This is a genomic window from Marinomonas sp. MED121 (assembly GCF_000153025.1).
Lineage (GTDB): Bacteria > Pseudomonadota > Gammaproteobacteria > Pseudomonadales > Marinomonadaceae > Marinomonas.
Genome location: NZ_CH672430.1, coordinates 65009 through 80092 on the forward strand (window position 1 = coordinate 65009; position 15084 = coordinate 80092).

General features: G+C 40.2%; 18 protein-coding genes. 15 read left to right on the plus strand and 3 right to left on the minus strand.

All coding sequences use genetic code 11. From position 1 onward, the window contains the following. Positions 1-563: 563 nt before the first annotated feature. The 10 genes from MED121_RS08250 (at position 564) to MED121_RS08295 (ending at position 5452) form a co-directional block, all read left to right on the plus strand. Positions 564-2006 (plus strand): AraC family transcriptional regulator, encoded by a 1443-nt coding sequence (locus MED121_RS08250; protein ID WP_036179777.1) that lies wholly within the window; start codon positions 564-566, stop codon positions 2004-2006. Positions 2007-2087: 81 nt separating this feature from the next. Next, positions 2088-2339, plus strand: a complete 252-nt coding sequence (locus MED121_RS08255) for a RebB family R body protein (RefSeq protein WP_036179780.1) — start codon at positions 2088-2090, stop codon at positions 2337-2339. A 30-nt stretch (positions 2340-2369) separates the two neighbouring features. Next, positions 2370-2636 (plus strand): RebB family R body protein, encoded by a 267-nt coding sequence (locus MED121_RS08260; RefSeq protein ID WP_009833202.1) that lies wholly within the window; start codon positions 2370-2372, stop codon positions 2634-2636. Positions 2637-2691: 55 nt separating this feature from the next. Continuing rightward, positions 2692-2958 carry a RebB family R body protein gene (locus MED121_RS08265; protein ID WP_009833203.1) on the plus strand — a complete coding sequence of 89 codons (267 nt, stop codon included), beginning with the start codon at positions 2692-2694 and terminating at the stop codon, positions 2956-2958. Positions 2959-3000: 42 nt separating this feature from the next. Continuing rightward, positions 3001-3267 (plus strand): RebB family R body protein, encoded by a 267-nt coding sequence (locus MED121_RS08270; protein WP_009833204.1) that lies wholly within the window; start codon positions 3001-3003, stop codon positions 3265-3267. 28 nt (positions 3268-3295) lie between these two features. Continuing rightward, on the plus strand, positions 3296-3562 hold the full coding sequence (locus MED121_RS08275) for a RebB family R body protein (RefSeq protein ID WP_009833205.1): 267 nt from the start codon (positions 3296-3298) through the stop codon (positions 3560-3562). 68 nt (positions 3563-3630) lie between these two features. Then, entirely contained in the window at positions 3631-3912 is a 282-nt protein-coding gene (locus MED121_RS08280; RefSeq protein WP_009833206.1) for a RebB family R body protein, read from the plus strand. 147 nt (positions 3913-4059) lie between these two features. After that, positions 4060-4326 (plus strand): hypothetical protein, encoded by a 267-nt coding sequence (locus MED121_RS08285; RefSeq protein ID WP_036179783.1) that lies wholly within the window; start codon positions 4060-4062, stop codon positions 4324-4326. Positions 4327-4371: 45 nt separating this feature from the next. Then, positions 4372-4944, plus strand: a complete 573-nt coding sequence (locus MED121_RS08290; protein ID WP_009833209.1) for a RebB family R body protein — start codon at positions 4372-4374, stop codon at positions 4942-4944. 118 nt (positions 4945-5062) lie between these two features. Then, positions 5063-5452 carry a hypothetical protein gene (locus MED121_RS08295; RefSeq protein ID WP_009833211.1) on the plus strand — a complete coding sequence of 130 codons (390 nt, stop codon included), beginning with the start codon at positions 5063-5065 and terminating at the stop codon, positions 5450-5452. Positions 5453-6162: 710 nt separating this feature from the next. On the opposite strand, the gene MED121_RS08300 is transcribed toward MED121_RS08295, so the two are convergent. The 3 genes from MED121_RS08300 to MED121_RS23665 all read right to left on the minus strand — a co-directional run bounded on the left by MED121_RS08300 (position 6163) and on the right by MED121_RS23665 (position 10668). After that, positions 6163-6786 carry a phage tail protein gene (locus tag MED121_RS08300; RefSeq protein ID WP_009833212.1) on the minus strand — a complete coding sequence of 208 codons (624 nt, stop codon included), beginning with the start codon at positions 6784-6786 and terminating at the stop codon, positions 6163-6165. A 31-nt stretch (positions 6787-6817) separates the two neighbouring features. Then, positions 6818-9667 carry a hypothetical protein gene (locus MED121_RS08305; protein WP_009833213.1) on the minus strand — a complete coding sequence of 950 codons (2850 nt, stop codon included), beginning with the start codon at positions 9665-9667 and terminating at the stop codon, positions 6818-6820. 149 nt (positions 9668-9816) lie between these two features. After that, positions 9817-10668 (minus strand): lamin tail domain-containing protein, encoded by an 852-nt coding sequence (locus tag MED121_RS23665; RefSeq protein WP_009833214.1) that lies wholly within the window; start codon positions 10666-10668, stop codon positions 9817-9819. A 284-nt stretch (positions 10669-10952) separates the two neighbouring features. On the opposite strand from MED121_RS23665, the gene MED121_RS08315 reads away from it, so the two are divergent. The 5 genes from MED121_RS08315 (at position 10953) to MED121_RS08330 (ending at position 15052) form a co-directional block, all read left to right on the plus strand. Then, positions 10953-11459, plus strand: coding sequence for a DUF2589 domain-containing protein (locus MED121_RS08315; protein WP_009833215.1), 507 nt, complete (start codon positions 10953-10955; stop codon positions 11457-11459). A gap of 36 nt (positions 11460-11495) precedes the next feature. After that, positions 11496-12128: a DUF2589 domain-containing protein gene (locus MED121_RS08320; protein WP_009833216.1), complete on the plus strand. Its 633-nt coding sequence runs from the start codon at positions 11496-11498 to the stop codon at positions 12126-12128. Between the two features lie 75 nt (positions 12129-12203). Then, complete coding sequence (locus MED121_RS24335) at positions 12204-12419, plus strand: hypothetical protein (protein ID WP_131470981.1); 216 nt, start codon at positions 12204-12206, stop codon at positions 12417-12419. Positions 12420-12665: 246 nt separating this feature from the next. Further along, a complete protein-coding gene (locus MED121_RS08325; RefSeq protein ID WP_036179788.1) occupies positions 12666-13508 on the plus strand; it encodes a methyltransferase domain-containing protein in 843 nt (280 codons plus the stop codon). Continuing rightward, on the plus strand, positions 13502-15052 hold the full coding sequence (locus MED121_RS08330) for a transporter substrate-binding domain-containing protein (RefSeq protein ID WP_009833219.1): 1551 nt from the start codon (positions 13502-13504) through the stop codon (positions 15050-15052). The genes MED121_RS08325 and MED121_RS08330 overlap by 7 nt, the downstream gene beginning before the upstream one ends. Positions 15053-15084: the final 32 nt, after the last annotated feature.

Below are 15084 nucleotides of genomic sequence, written 5' to 3' on the forward strand. Positions count from 1 at the left end.
CCAAAAGCGCTTCTATTTATACAAGACATTTGCGGTTTGACACCAAAGGGACCTATTCAATCTGCATAGGGCTTTTCCTTATTACTCCCTTGCTCTGCTTTTTATGCTTTGCCCTTTTCTTTTTTGTCTTCTTTCCTGCCCTTCTTTTCTGTCTTCTCTAAACGTCTCAAATCGCTGTTTTACGCTGCCATTTTCTGCTTTTTATTCTTTTACTCGCTTTTAGCATCCGCATTTGTTTTAAACCCTTTAATGATGCAAAACAAATGTATTACAACAAAAATTAACAAATGACGCTTTTTAGTATTAAAAAGCAAACAGCACTATTTTTTTCTACTTCTTAAGTTAAGGTGAATCGAGCTCATTTTTAATTGGGCCACTAATAAGAAATCAACCTAAATATAATGATAATAGATTTAAACCACTTTTCAGCCTATTCCGCCAATTTAACCACAGCCAATATTTATACGCTGTATTGAAAGTTAACCCGGATAAGAACTAATAATTTTCTATTTAAAAGTAAAGATTTAAATGATATCCGGAATTGATATCGAATGGAGAAAAAGATGGACCGATTTAATATCCAAGAAATTATAGAAAAAAGTGGAAAGGAAGTTTTAGAATCAATTATCTACTCTAAGTTAAATGAATCAAACATAAACAAAGCAACTATTCATTTTGGTAATGGTAGGCATAACGAAGACATCCATTTCAATGTTAATCACCCTAATAAGTATTCTATCTATTATAAAAAATCACCTATCGGTTACATTAGAATAAACGAAAGTAACATTGAAGATATTCGTTTAGATGAAGTATTTGAAAAAGTGGATTTGCTCATCAGCCGACATGTTACTAATAAAGTCACTCGTTTTCACCTTGGTAAAGGCCAAGAACTCATTGGTACTAGCGACCATATTCTATCCATTGAAAGCTTTATAAAACGGGTTTCAAAAACTAGTCACCCTGTTCTTATTGAAGGAAATTCAGGCTGTGAAAAACAAGCAATTGCAACCGCTATTCATTATAACAGCGAGCGCAGTCATCAGAATTTTTATGAGTTAAATTGCTCTTCTTTAAAGCATGAAAACTTTGAACAAAGCCTACTTGCACTCATGCATAAAATTAATGGCGGCACCCTATTTATCAGCGAAATAGAACACTTGTCAATATCGCAACAAGGCAAATTAATTCAATCACTTAGCGCCAAAACTCTAAATTCAAAAAACCATTCAAGCACTCCCTCAGCTCAAGATAGATTTGATATTCGCTATATTATTTCTACCAGTCACAACCTAATAGACGAAGTAAAAGAAAGTCGCTTTTTAGACAGCCTTTTAAGGCAGTTTAATTATTTGAAAATCAAAATGCCGTCATTAAAGGACAGACGGGGTGACATCCCTCATATTCTAAATTTTTTGCTTCATGAAAACAGTGAAGGTAACAAGGTTTTTTCAGAACAAGCAATTTCAATTTTAAAAAACCATAACTGGCCTGAAAATTACTCTGAGCTAGAACAAGTTGGCATTCGTTTAATTGTGCTAAGTAAGGGTGATGTCATCACACCAGAAGACATTAAAATGTTAGCACCGGAAGTGTTTAATGATGATGTGGAAGAAATCAATCATAAGATACTTATTGAGAATTTATTTAATGAGAACTTTTTCTCTATTAAAGACCTGCACCCAGGTTTAAGAAAATCTCTGGTTTATATTTCTAGAAACTACCATAAAGAAATCACACTACAGAACTTATCTGATTATTCATTTGTAAGCCCTTCACACTTATCTTATTTATTTAGATCAAATTTAGGGAGAAGTTTTAAACAAATACTAACAGGGCTAAGAATTGAAAAAATTAAAAAGACGTTTAAAGAATTTCCAAATCAAAAAATTACAATTAGCTCTCTTGAGGTGGGCTTTGGGGATCTGAGTCATTTTGAAAAGATTTTTAAAAAACACACAGGTATGACACCTAGAGAGTATAAAAACAAATTAAAAACCTGTTAATCACGATTTTATAATCGTTTTTTACAAGTTTAATAATGCCTTAAAAAATAATATATGGATATTAAATTAAAGGAAAAAATTATGAGCCAAGATGCAATTGAAGATGCTGTCGCACAAACGACCCTATTAACCATAGGACTAACGTCATCCAATGCCGCTGCGAACTTAATCACGGCAACCAGTCAATCACTTGCTATTGCGGCTCATAATGCGGTGGCAAATCAGCAACAAGGAAACATTACAAGACAAGCCTCTGGTACCCAAGGTCGTACCGGCATGTACACAACCAGTACCGCCGTTAACGGTGCTGTTGCTCAAAATCTAACCGATTAATAAAAAGTCGTCATTTTCAAGGAGAAACAAATGCCAAATCAAGTGAACCAAAGCATTACAGACTCTGTTACCCAGGTAAATACGAATATGCTGGGCATGGCACCAGCCACAGCCATGGGAAATTTGATGCTTGCCACGAGCCAGTCTCTGGCGGCGGCCGCAATGAATCTAACCACAGGACAGCAGCAAACAAATGTTATGTACCAAGCAGCAACAGTTCAGGGCATCAACGCCCTAATGAATACTGGTAACGCCGTTACCGGCACAGTATCCGGCCAAATTATTGGCCGTGGGTAAGCAAAGACGTCTATTCATTTCGTTTAGACAATTCATTTAAAAAAAGGAAATTATTATGCCAGATACAGTAAATGGAGCCATCACAGACTCAGTCACTCAAGTAAATACCAAGGTATTGGGTGATACACCAGCAACCGCTATGGGTAACTTGATGATGCCAACAAGCCAAGCCTTGGCTGCATCAGCACAAAACCTAACAGCAGGACAGCAGCAAGCAAATGTGATGTACCAAGCTGCGACAGTGCAAGGCATTAACGCCTTGATGAATACAGGTAATGCGGTAACGGGTGCAGTTACAGGCAATATCATTGACAAAGGTTAATTCAAACCATTAACAACCCATTGATAAATAAGGAAATATATTATGCCTAGATATGTAAATGAAGCAATTACTGACTCTGTTACTCAGGTTAATACCAAAGTATTGGGTGACACACCTGCAACCGCTATGGGTAATCTCATGCTAGCAACTAGCCAAGCGCTAGGGGTTTCAGCTCAGAACCTAACAACAGGTCAGCAACAAGCGAATGTGATGTGGCAAGCAGCGACTGTGCAGGGTATCAATGCCCTAATGAACACAGGTAGTGCTGTAACAGGTGCAGTATCTGGCCAAATTATTGACCGTGGTTAATTCACTTTTTTAACTTAAGGAGCATGCCATGCCAAATTCAGTTGATGGATCTATTACAGATTCCGTTACTCAGGTAAATACAAAAGTATTAGGGGATACCCCAGCAACCGCTATGGGCAACCTTATGATGCCGACTAGCCAAGCAATAGCCGCTGGTGCTCAGAACTTAATCTCTGGACAACAACAAGCCAATGTTATGTACCAAGCAGCCACAGTTCAGGGCATTAATGCCTTAATGAACACAGGTAATGCAGTCACAGGTACAGTGACAGGCAACATCATTGACCGAGGCTAAGCTCGATCATGCGAATACCCAAATATGGGTATTCGCACACTTTTAAATAATTTTTTAAGGATAAAACCATGCCAAACCAAGTAAATGAAGCCATTACAGATTCTGTTACTCAAGTAAATACAAAAGTATTGGGCGATACACCCGCAACAGCCATGGGCAACCTAATGTTGGCTACCAGCCAAGCATTAGCTGCTGGCGCGCAAAACCTAACAACCGGCCAACAACAAGCGAATGTGATGTGGCAAGCCGCGACCGTGCAAGGTATTAACGCCTTGATGAATACAGGTAATGCGGTAACAGGCACAGTCTCAGGTCAAATCATAGATAAAGGTGAAGCGCCGCGTCGCTAAGCTTTTTCTAGGATTGCAAAAATACGTGCTGGGTTTAGCAATATATCCCAACTCAGCACGTCTTTATTAGGCATTTTTAAGATAAAGAATCACTAAAAGGCCGACGTTTAACCCTAATTTCTTAACATGAATGACAAGGAAACCGACATGTCTAATGAATCAAATCAAGATAACACCCACTCTATTGCAGGTAAGTCACTGGCACAATCAGGCGCTCTAGCGGTTCAAGATGCCGCCAATACGATGCGAGATATGAACACCTTATTATCCACGGCAGCCGGTGTCGCTTTAGCGAATTTCATCGAGTCTGGTGATCCTAAGTATTTAGAAGCATTAGACAAGTTGAACGCTCAAGCAAAAGATTCGAAAAGCAATTTTATCGATCTTTATACCAGCGTCACAGATGGCAAATAATTAAAACACCGACGGACAAAATTGTTTAGATAACAGGACTTCATCATGGATTTGTTAAACCACAAAGAGACACAAGATCAGGCTGAATCAATCACAAATATCAAACCAGGCAGTGAAGAATACTCTGTAACCATGGTCGATACCATCTTTGCAGACACGCTCTCTAGAGGTATGCAAAATGCCATTACCTCGCAACAAAATGCACAAATGGCGTCTTCAACTTCTATTACCAACGCATGTGCAAGAATACTGCAAGCCAGAGCAAGCGCACCGGCTACAGCAGCAACAGCAGAGCCTGCACCTGTGCCGGCAAAAACGCCTTCCTCCGACAGCCAGGCAAAGACAACAGCCGCGCCGCTAAAAAGTCTAGGGGATAAATTAACGGCAATTGATAATACCAACCACTTTAATCCGAGTTCGGCTCACAAAATAAGTTCAGGACAAACAAATGCGAAGGCCTCTGAAGACACAACGAGCCCACCAAAATCAGGCATTGGCTCTGATATAGCCAGCTTATCTAAATTCAAAAAGACAGCGTTGTTTTTAACTTTTGGTGTGTTAATGACTGGCTTATTAACAGCAGGCTTGTACTTTTTACACTACCCAGCAACCAGTTAATGAAAAAGCGAATAAGACAAGAACAAAGGATCAAGCCTTCACGACAGACAGCTAGACAATTCGCGCCACCAGCACCTGACCATCATTGCCAATATCATAAACACGTAAGGAGATAGCCATGAGTGACATCAATGAAAGCCAAGCCGTAACACAAAATCAGCCCACTTCATCAAATCAAAGTACAGCACAAAGCACGAATCAAAATCCAAGCCCAGCACCTCAAGATGAAAGTGATCGTTATACAAATCAAAACGCTGACCAAGATGAAGGACGTTATGCCGAGCAAACGTCAGACTCAGCACCTGATTCAAGCACAACGGATATGCCAGAACTAGCCACTGATCTCACAGCGATGATAGATAATATTAATGAAGATTTAAGCAGTCTTTATCAAGAGATTAATCAGCATATTAACGATCAACTGGAACAGGTTAAAGAGTCACGTCAAGACATACAGACCCTGATGGATAACCTGAGTAAACAATTAAAAAACACACAAAAGAAATAATACAGCCCCTTGTATAGGCAGATCACGCTTAACCTAAAAAATGGAATCTGATCAATAGATTCAAATAAATACTATACAAGGGCTTCAATATGACGACCGTCATTCTAAGCTGAATCAATAGTCTTAAGCCGAATCAATAGCCTTTAGCCGAATCAATAGCCTTTAGCCGAATCAATAGCCTTAAGCTGATTCAATAGCCTTAAGCTGGTTCAATCGCAACAAAACACCCCCACCTTTATTTATACTCATTTTCGCTTATTCAGACCGACTATTCTCTGCAACACTATTCAGTGTTAGCTGAGCAATGAGAAAAATATCTTTGTCTTCTTGGCTCCCTAGCCACTAAATATTTTTCAGTGGCCAAGCACACCACAGCTTCAATAAAGGGATAAAATTCATAGTGTTAAGGCCTGTCTATTTAGCTCATAACTATTTAGCTCATAACTATTTAGCTCATAACTATTTTGCTCATAACTATTTTGCTCATACCTATTTAATTCATGCCCTGTTAAATCATGTAGAGTTAAAGCGTGTCTCGTTATAAAGAACCCATTAAGAGAATATTGATTGAGAGCCTACCCATGTAAAAACAAGCTAAGCCAATATTGACTTAATTTTATAATGGACAGAATGTGAGCGGTGTCATCAAGCCACTCTTACCTAATGATGATTAGGAAGAGTATTTGGCTGATGAAAAGATAGAGCGGAATTTAAAGTTTGGTTTTAATCAGCCAATAGACAAAGGTATTAACTGGCCGGGTTTCTTTGTCGCTTAGAGCAAGGTTTTCATTCTTTTGTGATGATTTGGGCGTTGAAGTGTCTTCTTGACTCAATGGAATTTGAGTTGTCGAGACACCAGGCTCAGCAAGAATAGGCATAGCTCTTTTTGGTTTTTGGTATGTATGAACATGGCTTTGAAGTGCAAAACCTTGGGTAGAGCCAACTTCATGGTTTCCACCATTTGCCGCCCCTTTTCGCCCCTCTAAACTTGCTTTCTTATTGTTAGAGCTATCTACATCCACACCTCGTAAAAATTCGCCTCTTAGATCAGGTAGATTAAACTTCTGCCCACTACCCCCATAGCGATAACCAAGGGCAGAGAAAAGCTCAGGATATTGAGCAACCTCTAAGCTTGATCCATCGCACTTTAACCAGTTAAACATGGGCAAATTAGTTTCAAATGGCTTATCCCCTGAAGTACGTATTTCCCCAGCAAACGCAATCACTGAGCCCACCGGCATTGCATCTCCCATGATTGCAGGCGGAGTGAATGCGGGCAACTTAGCCCTATTTGCTGAAAGCGCTTGTGTCACTTTGCCTATTTTTTTGTCCATCCTCACTTCCTCCTTGTCATTTTCGTCATTCTTATCGTCTGCTCTCTAAATGGCTGGCGATATTGTCTAGCTCTGACTTATCGTCTATCACTGACATCACAGTGGGTAGGCAGACTTGCCACTCTTTAATGCGCTTCTCCCCCTCAAGATGATGTCTTAATCCTTTATAATCATTTATTAAGGCCAAGGCACCTTGATTGATAGGGACTAAGTTCTCCTGACCATGCCAAATTCGACCCGTTTCATAAAAGTACATAAAACGTTTTTCATAACCTGGCTTAACAGGAATAAGAAGCTTGGCTTCTTGAGCCTTAAGAAACCGATATAAATACAGGGATGAATCTAATTCGGCCAAAACAGGTAAACTTTGAGTCTCCTGCATTTCAAGGCGAACAAGATCATCTTGAGCCTTATCTATCGACTCAGAAACCTGCTGTGACCTTGTGGCCGTGGTTGCGGTTGCGGTTGCGGTTGCGGTTGCGGTTGCGGTTGCGGTTGATGCATTTTGCTTAAATAGAGAGCCGCCTTTACCTTGTTCTGCAAGGTGAGCCCCATGATAATTGATCAATTTACAATAAAGTTGGTCCCATTCTAAGGTGTAATCAAAATACCCTTGATAAGCGAGCAGCTCCTTCGGCTCTCCTTCTACATTTTCGACAAAAGCCATACTATGTTCGAACAAAGACTTAATGCTCATCTTGATTAATTCACGATTAATTAAGCTAAGCGTCACCTTATTATCCTGTTCTTTAAGGCGTTCTTTTAAAATCTCTAAACCGACTTTATAGGCCGCAAGCTCAACTTGATAAGCTTGTTGACACACCTCATACACACCTAATTGCCATTGACTTAACGTCTCTTGCGTTAACATCAAGTCTAAATTTAAGCTAATAATTTGGGTATGAGCATGTGTGCTCGCTATTTGCTGATTAGGGCAACTTGCCTGCGTCCCACTTGAACACGTTAGCGCCTCAAGCTTGGCGAGAAAAGAGACTTCGATTGACTCTTCTACCTCCCCTTCAATGTCAATTTCCTGATTGGCCTGACCATTAGTGACACTCATGTGATAGACATTACCTAACAATAACACCGCTAATCCTGACACAGAATCTGACACTAACGCACTGAGTGTCAGCTTGCTGGCGTAATAACCTTTAGGAATAGCTAACACCTGAGAAGATGAGGACAGTTGCGAGCGAATGCTCTTATTCATTGAGCGTTTCAGCCTAGGTGCTGGGTCGATATTGTCAATGTTATAAGCTTGATAAAGATTTAAATAATAGGCTGAGGCAATATTCTCATCCGCTGGTTTTATGCCTGTGCCATTTGCTTGAGCGCCTGTAGCTTGAGTGCCTGTGCTATTTGTTTGAGTGCCTGTAGTTTGAGTCGTTGGAGCACCAGAAGCATTGGCTTGCCCATTTTCTTGGCTATTGACAGCCTTATCCACCAAATTAGGATCATCAATGAGAATATCTGAGAACTGATTAACCCCATATTCACTCAAGCTAATGGGTTTAGGCTGATCTAATTGAATCATTTTAGCTAATTCATCTTGTAGCTCATCCTGCTTAAGGTCCAAGCTTATCTCTATCATTAAGCGTTTTTGTGACTCTAAAGCCTGTACCCGATAACGTTTATTTAGCCAATAATAAAACCCATTAATATGCCTTTCTTTATCATTTTGAAAACGCTGACTTTCCTTACTGGCTTGTTCATAACTGAGTTGCACCTGTTTGACATGACTAACATGACGAGACACTCTTTGCTCCGTCTTAGCTAATACATCTTTAATAAAATCAGAAGAGACCTCTTCATCACCACCCCTTGGCTTTTCATCTATCGTCCAACTTCCTGACGTACTGGCATTAGCCGAGGTTGCAATGTATTGCGTTGCGTACTTATCAAGTGTGTTTGTCACTTGTTTATCAGCCAATGTGTGTTGTACATGGGCTAATAAATCCTGCTCCTTATGACTAGATAAGCTTTTATCAAAGGCTTGTTGGTTTTCTTCCACACCCTGTTGCGTGTTTGATTTGATAGTGAGATTAAGCTGATGCTCTCTAGCCTCACCCGATAATATCGTCTCCACTTTTTGTAATTCACCCAGCTCATAACCCATCAATTGATACTCAATCCTATGCAAAGTGCCTATGGCATAGGGCCTCACATTCGTCGATTGATTAGGTGATATTTTTGCCTTTCCTTCTGCGCTTGCCATGGCGGCATAGGGCAGTGGGAAGACACTAACAGGCAATAACAGGTCCGAACTTAGCCATAGTTCAATATTAAAAACAGACCAGGCCTGATCTGCCTGAATTTGCGTTAATACTTTTTGAATAAAATTCAATTTTTTTAACATACCGATTAACAGATCAAGCCAACTGATTTCATAATCAAGAATAATAATGAGAGAAAAGCAGGTTAACCAAATGTTAGTAAGGCTTGTTTGATAATCAGGAGAAGCAAGAAACTCAGACAAACTATCTGTAGAGGTAAAGTGTCTATCTATTAGATGCATGACATCTTCTTTCGATTGCAAGCGAGAAAAGTCTTGCTCTAGTAACGCAAGTAAAGGATGAGACAACTGCTGTGGATATCGAATAAATTGCTGACTGTTAATAAAGTTGACTGCACTGGCCTGAACCTTAGCCCTATCTCCTGCTTGTTTTGCGGCCACCCATTGCTCAAATATCGGGTTATTTTGAAGACTATCAGGGCAAGTGAAAAAATTATTATCTAATTCTATCTGGGTTATCTTGGGGCCATTTTCTAGCTCTAAATAAGGAAAAAGTAACTGGTAATAGTTTGACCCTTCTTTCACACTCAAATCGATGGAAGATGGATTAACCGCCATTTGCTTAATTGATGATGCATTCGACATAAGATGAGCCCTTTAATGATAAGTGCTTTCATCTTAGGGCTAAGTGGGCCGCGATACTTGGTGCAAATGATGCGTTTTAGCCCCAAATCAAGCAGGGTGAATTTGGGGCCTTTGCTATGCTAGCGTCACTTTTTTAACAGCGAGATTGACTAATAACTAAATTCACTCACTGAGTGTTGCGCTAATCCTTTTAAATAAGCATGACCCGATTCATTATTCCAGAGTGCCCGTTTACTCTCCCAAGAATAGCCACCGCTGCTATCATCTATGGTATTGGTATACACACGAATGCTGCTATTAGGGACAATATGGCTGCCTTCCCTAAAGATAAAATCATCCGCATGGCCGCCACCTAATGCCCAACCCGATAGATCAACCCAAGCTGAACCTAGGTTGGTTATTTCAACGTATTCATCTCCCTCTGAAACCCTTTCTTTTCCATCAAATGCGATATGAGAAATAATGATATCTTGCTCTGCTTTTCGACCATAACGCCATTGGCATATTAGATTAGCAGCATCATCATAGAGGCTCGCTTCATCCCCTCGGTTATTCCAAATGGGCTGATGGCTTTTAAATGAAAATTCACCTTTATCAAAAGTATAAACACGAATAGTCTGGCCACTTGCAACAAAGGTACTGCCTTTGAATACCATCTTTTGATGCGGGCCTGCTTCAATGCGCCATCCCGCTAAATCCAAGATCCCTGGACCTTGGTTAGTAATTTCAATGTATTCATCTTCTTCTGGACGGCGCTGACCAGGACTTGAACCATTAAAATTCAAATCTGTTATGCGCATCTGTTGATTAGCAAAAAGGTGATAATTCGCTTGCCACCACGCCCTAAAAGCACTTAAGTTTTCGCCATTATTTTCATCAAGCAACTGCTGCGCATAATTTAAGCTCACCTGAGAAAGTTCAGATAAAGCCCCATTATTTACAGGGCTAAATTGATACTTTTTAATAATTTGTGTTAGCTCTTCAACCTTCTTTGATGTCATTTTTGAGTCCCTTTTTCCTTTAATTAACAATACGATAATAACAAATCCTGGGTATTCATCCTGCCATTCATATATCAAAAATACTCGTTAAAACCCATGATCTTTACTGGTCATTCTGATTAAAGAAACTGTGATTAAGTCATTCCTAAAGACGTCACTCTAAAGACGCCATTCAAGAAAGCCCTTATTTCACTGGCTTTGCCATTTTTCTTACCGAGTTATTAGGCTTGGCAAGCGATAGCCTTTAAACACAAACAAAAGCCTCAACCCAATAAGAGTTTGCCATGATTAAATTTAAAGCCTTAATGAATGCCATACACCAAAGTATTCACAGCGCTGCACAAGCGGTAGAAGCAGAAGGTGTAAAACACATAGAAACCTTTTTTGATGCGATAAAACACGAAGAACTAGATCAAAATGATGCAGGCGTTGCCCCTGAATCTCACATCACCCATAGGCCGAAAATGGTCGCTATGGCATTTCCTAGCCGGACAGAAAAAGGGGTTGAAACCGTGATGGTCAATGTTCCCCTAATTACCCTTTCTCCCGTCAGTTCCCCACGTATTCAAGAAGTAAAGTTTAAAGCAGAATTGGATGTAACAACCAATGAAGATAATGAACTGATGGTGGCATTTGCTAACTCAAATAAACGCGGCTTGCTTACTCACTGTGACCACAAAAGCACCAATACTGCGATCGAAATCACCCTTAAAGGTAACGAGCCACCAGAGGGTCTCCAGCTTGTGATTGAAGGGTATGAAAAAGCCCTAAGATCGCAAATCCCAGGCTAATTCAGCCAATATCAACCTTAATCCAAGGAGTTCTATATGCCAGGACCAGCTTTATTATCTATGGCGCAACAATTTAGTGGGCTACCCATGAAGTCATTAATTGGCGGGCCTTTAAAAGCCGCAGCTGAAGCAAATGCTTTAATGGCTCATACCCAAACAGAGTTCTTATTAAATACCTGTTTTCAGCCACCTGCAGAAGATGGCACTCGCACCCCCATCATGATAGATATGATTATTGAGCGAGCTATCATTAATGCTGATGGCACACCTCAAGAAAAACCCGCGCAAACTAAAATGAACTTACCTCTGCTAACGATTTTGCCACTCAATTCCTTAGCCGTTGACGATGTCTCTGTTGATTTTGAAATGGAAGTGAAAAGCTCCTTTTCAAACGATAAAGAAACCTCTTCGAGTACTGAAGTGGGCGCAGAAGCAAAATTTAGCGCCTCAGCAGGGATAGGCCCTTTCTCCGTAGAAATTAGCGGCAGTGTCAAATCGACCAGTAAAACGGCTTCGTCAGATAAGTCTCATTACGAAAAATCGAACAGTGCGAAATACAATGTGCATGTTCACGCTGGACAACTCCCCTTGCCACAAGGGGTAACCACCATTATTGATGCTTACTCTCAAGCTATCCAACCAATTCAAATAGAGCCCGAGAAAAAATAGGGCCCCAAGGACAAGGGTGCGACCTCATCGCACCCGCTTACTCAAATCAACCTGTTTCATTAATAAGAAGGTTTTATGCCATATCAACAACAACTCCCTTGCCCTCATTGCCACTCTGTTATTTTGTTCGACGCCAAACTCTTTGTCAGTGGCATGCGTTTTTGCTGCTCCAACCCAGATTGTCATACCAGCATTAGCATCAGCCCAAGCAATTTAGAAAAGGCAAAACACCTGGTAGAGGACTTCGAATCTAAGAAGCAAAAGATATTGCAACACAGCCACTCACATTAAAGAAATTGCGATTAAGTCACTTTTTCCCAGTCTTCTCAAAAAAAGTATCTGGCCGGGCGTCACTTTGATGTAATGCAAAAGGACTTATTCGCAGGTTTCTTCATCTAAACATCTTTTCTTTAATCTTATAAAACAATATAAGCCACTGAATTTACAGTGGTTTACCCCAAGTTTCCTGTCCTTGCTGATGCCAGACTAACAACACCTAATGATCAATTTAAGTGGCGTATTTGCAAGGAAAAATCCATGACAAAACAATATGAAAAATACATGGCTGAGCAATATAATCAATACTATCAATCAGGCCTGTATCAAACCCGTTACCCCAACGCGAACCCTAATGTATTAGGTTTCATTCATGCTCATTTAAGTTTGTTACCGCTTCAACCTACTAGCCAAGTTCTCGATTTTGGCTGTGGACAAGGACGCTATTTATTGGCGCTTTCAACTACTTATAATGTGCATTTTTTAGGTTATGACATCAGTAAAAGGGCCATAAATGATCTTAATGAATTGCTTCAGCTAAACCAGATCAGTGATAAAAAAGTACGCTTATTTAGTCAGTCAAAGACCTTAGAAGATTACCTTGATAAAAAAGGGCCCGTATTACTGACCTTAATGATGTTCGGTGTCTTATCTCATATCAGCAAAGACTCTGAACGCATTAATACCCTTAAAAAAAATGCCTCACAACTGACCCCAAATGAAGGTCGGATGTTACTCTCAGTCCCTAACCGCTATCGACGTTTTTTAGCTAAGCAATGCATCAAAGTAATCAAAAGTGGACGCATAAAAAACAGCGAAAATATTGAATATACACGTTCAAATAATATTAAATTAAGCTATCACCTATATTCAAAACGCTCATTATTAGCCGAGCTAAAAGCGGCGAATTTGGAGCTTTTATGCCTTAGGGCTGAAAGTATCCTGCCGGAGAAGTGGGTGTTATCTCACCCCCTCATTGCTCGTCTTGATCAAGCTTTATGTTACTTGCTGCCATCACAATGTAGTTATGGTTTTTTAGCCTTAGTAAAACCCATTTCAACTAAAGCTGACACCCAGATAGCAACAGGAGGTGAAGCATGCTAAAAGCCGTCTCATCTCTTTTTATGGGTACCTTTCTCATCATTCTAAGCAGTGCATTTCATCATGCTTTTGCTGATGATTTAGCTGAGATACAAGCAAAAGATCTCATTAGAATTGGGGTCAAAACGGATTATCCCCCCTGGGGAATGCTCTCTTCTGCTGGAGAGATAGTTGGTTTTGAACCAGACCTTGCACACTTGATAGGCGCTGAACTAGGGGTCCAAGTTAAGCTTAAATCCGTGACCAGTGGCAATCGTTTTCAACTTTTAGAAGAGGGAGAAGTCGATGTTCTGATTGCAACCGTTGGCGATACGCAACAAAGACGTAAGCGCGTTACCATGATAGAGCCCCATTATTATCGCAGTGGCGTTACACTTCTATCAGCCAAAGCAGACAAGATAAACCGTTGGGAACAAATAAGAGGAGAGAAGATTTGCCTCTACGGTGGCGCCTATTTTAATAAACAACTCATCCAAGATTATGATATTGAACCGCTGATTCTTTTCAATACCCGAGATGCTCAACTTGCCTTATTAACCAAAAAATGCCGTGCTTGGGCTTATGATAATGGCGCGATTTATCATTTACTTACGTTTGATAGCTGGCAAGATTACGAAGCGAAAGCACCGATTATTTACCCTATTTTATGGTCAGTGGTGGTCAGCAACCAGCCTTCAAGTGCTTCTCTTGCTGAGAAAATAGCAAACATCATCATCTCATGGCAGCGCCAAGCCACCCTTTATCACTATGCCTCAAAATGGGCATTGCCTGATCAAGCGTATCTTGCTGATCGAGTACTGGCGTGGAATAAAAAAGATAAAGATGGGAAGTATGTTTGCCAGTTTAATCAAAATAAACAATTGCCCTTAGAGTGCGACCAAAGTCCGACATCAAAAAGTGACATAACAACTAGCTGGTGGCCCTTTGATCAATACGATTCAAAATGGCTTATGACAGCGTTTTATCAAACCCTGCTTTTTACCTTTGCCGTGGTGCTTCTCACCCTCATTATTGCCTATTGTTTCACCTTGTTTTCATTACTTAAAAATCCGTATTTAAGAAAGATGATAAACAGCATGATTAATATTCAACGCAGCATACCGCCCATTGTCCTCTTATATTTATTGTATTTTGGGCTCTTTTCATACGCTAACAATCAAACGGGAGTGCTTAGCCTTTTCAGTGGAGGTGCCATAGGGACGGCCTTATTAGTTTTATCTTTATACACAGCAGCAGGCATAAGCAGCTTATTGGAAGACAATATTGAACACCAGCAACACACTAGAAGGTTTAACTCATTACATAAAACCTTTATGGATTGCCAACATGGCATCAAAGCAAACCTTATTAACCTTGTAAAAGCCTCAGCCATGGCCAGTGCCCTGTCCGTGCCTAATGCCATTCTCGTCACGACCAGCTTGGTCGCCTCTCAAGGACATACTTTATTTTTAATGACACTACTCATGCTTTTCTACTTCTTTGAAGTGGTGCTCTTTAGCAAAGGGTTAGACATGCTGTTTCACTTTTTGCCGCAGCAACAAGCATAAAGCTTACACCCCCTTCATTCAAAATAAGGACA

Excerpts from the sequence above, each read along its gene's own strand:
- MED121_RS08250 (WP_036179777.1), top strand. The coding sequence starts at position 564 with ATGGACCGATTTAATATCCAAGAAATTATAGAAAAAAGTGGAAAGGAA.
- MED121_RS08255 (WP_036179780.1), top strand. The coding sequence starts at position 2,088 with ATGAGCCAAGATGCAATTGAAGATGCTGTCGCACAAACGACCCTATTA.
- MED121_RS08260 (WP_009833202.1), top strand. The coding sequence starts at position 2,370 with ATGCCAAATCAAGTGAACCAAAGCATTACAGACTCTGTTACCCAGGTA.
- MED121_RS08265 (WP_009833203.1), top strand. The coding sequence starts at position 2,692 with ATGCCAGATACAGTAAATGGAGCCATCACAGACTCAGTCACTCAAGTA.
- MED121_RS08270 (WP_009833204.1), top strand. The coding sequence starts at position 3,001 with ATGCCTAGATATGTAAATGAAGCAATTACTGACTCTGTTACTCAGGTT.
- MED121_RS08275 (WP_009833205.1), top strand. The coding sequence starts at position 3,296 with ATGCCAAATTCAGTTGATGGATCTATTACAGATTCCGTTACTCAGGTA.
- MED121_RS08280 (WP_009833206.1), top strand. The coding sequence starts at position 3,631 with ATGCCAAACCAAGTAAATGAAGCCATTACAGATTCTGTTACTCAAGTA.
- MED121_RS08285 (WP_036179783.1), top strand. The coding sequence starts at position 4,060 with ATGTCTAATGAATCAAATCAAGATAACACCCACTCTATTGCAGGTAAG.
- MED121_RS08290 (WP_009833209.1), top strand. The coding sequence starts at position 4,372 with ATGGATTTGTTAAACCACAAAGAGACACAAGATCAGGCTGAATCAATC.
- MED121_RS08295 (WP_009833211.1), top strand. The coding sequence starts at position 5,063 with ATGAGTGACATCAATGAAAGCCAAGCCGTAACACAAAATCAGCCCACT.
- MED121_RS08300 (WP_009833212.1), bottom strand. The coding sequence starts at position 6,786 with ATGGACAAAAAAATAGGCAAAGTGACACAAGCGCTTTCAGCAAATAGG.
- MED121_RS08305 (WP_009833213.1), bottom strand. The coding sequence starts at position 9,667 with ATGTCGAATGCATCATCAATTAAGCAAATGGCGGTTAATCCATCTTCC.
- MED121_RS23665 (WP_009833214.1), bottom strand. The coding sequence starts at position 10,668 with ATGACATCAAAGAAGGTTGAAGAGCTAACACAAATTATTAAAAAGTAT.
- MED121_RS08315 (WP_009833215.1), top strand. The coding sequence starts at position 10,953 with ATGATTAAATTTAAAGCCTTAATGAATGCCATACACCAAAGTATTCAC.
- MED121_RS08320 (WP_009833216.1), top strand. The coding sequence starts at position 11,496 with ATGCCAGGACCAGCTTTATTATCTATGGCGCAACAATTTAGTGGGCTA.
- MED121_RS24335 (WP_131470981.1), top strand. The coding sequence starts at position 12,204 with ATGCCATATCAACAACAACTCCCTTGCCCTCATTGCCACTCTGTTATT.
- MED121_RS08325 (WP_036179788.1), top strand. The coding sequence starts at position 12,666 with ATGACAAAACAATATGAAAAATACATGGCTGAGCAATATAATCAATAC.
- MED121_RS08330 (WP_009833219.1), top strand. The coding sequence starts at position 13,502 with ATGCTAAAAGCCGTCTCATCTCTTTTTATGGGTACCTTTCTCATCATT.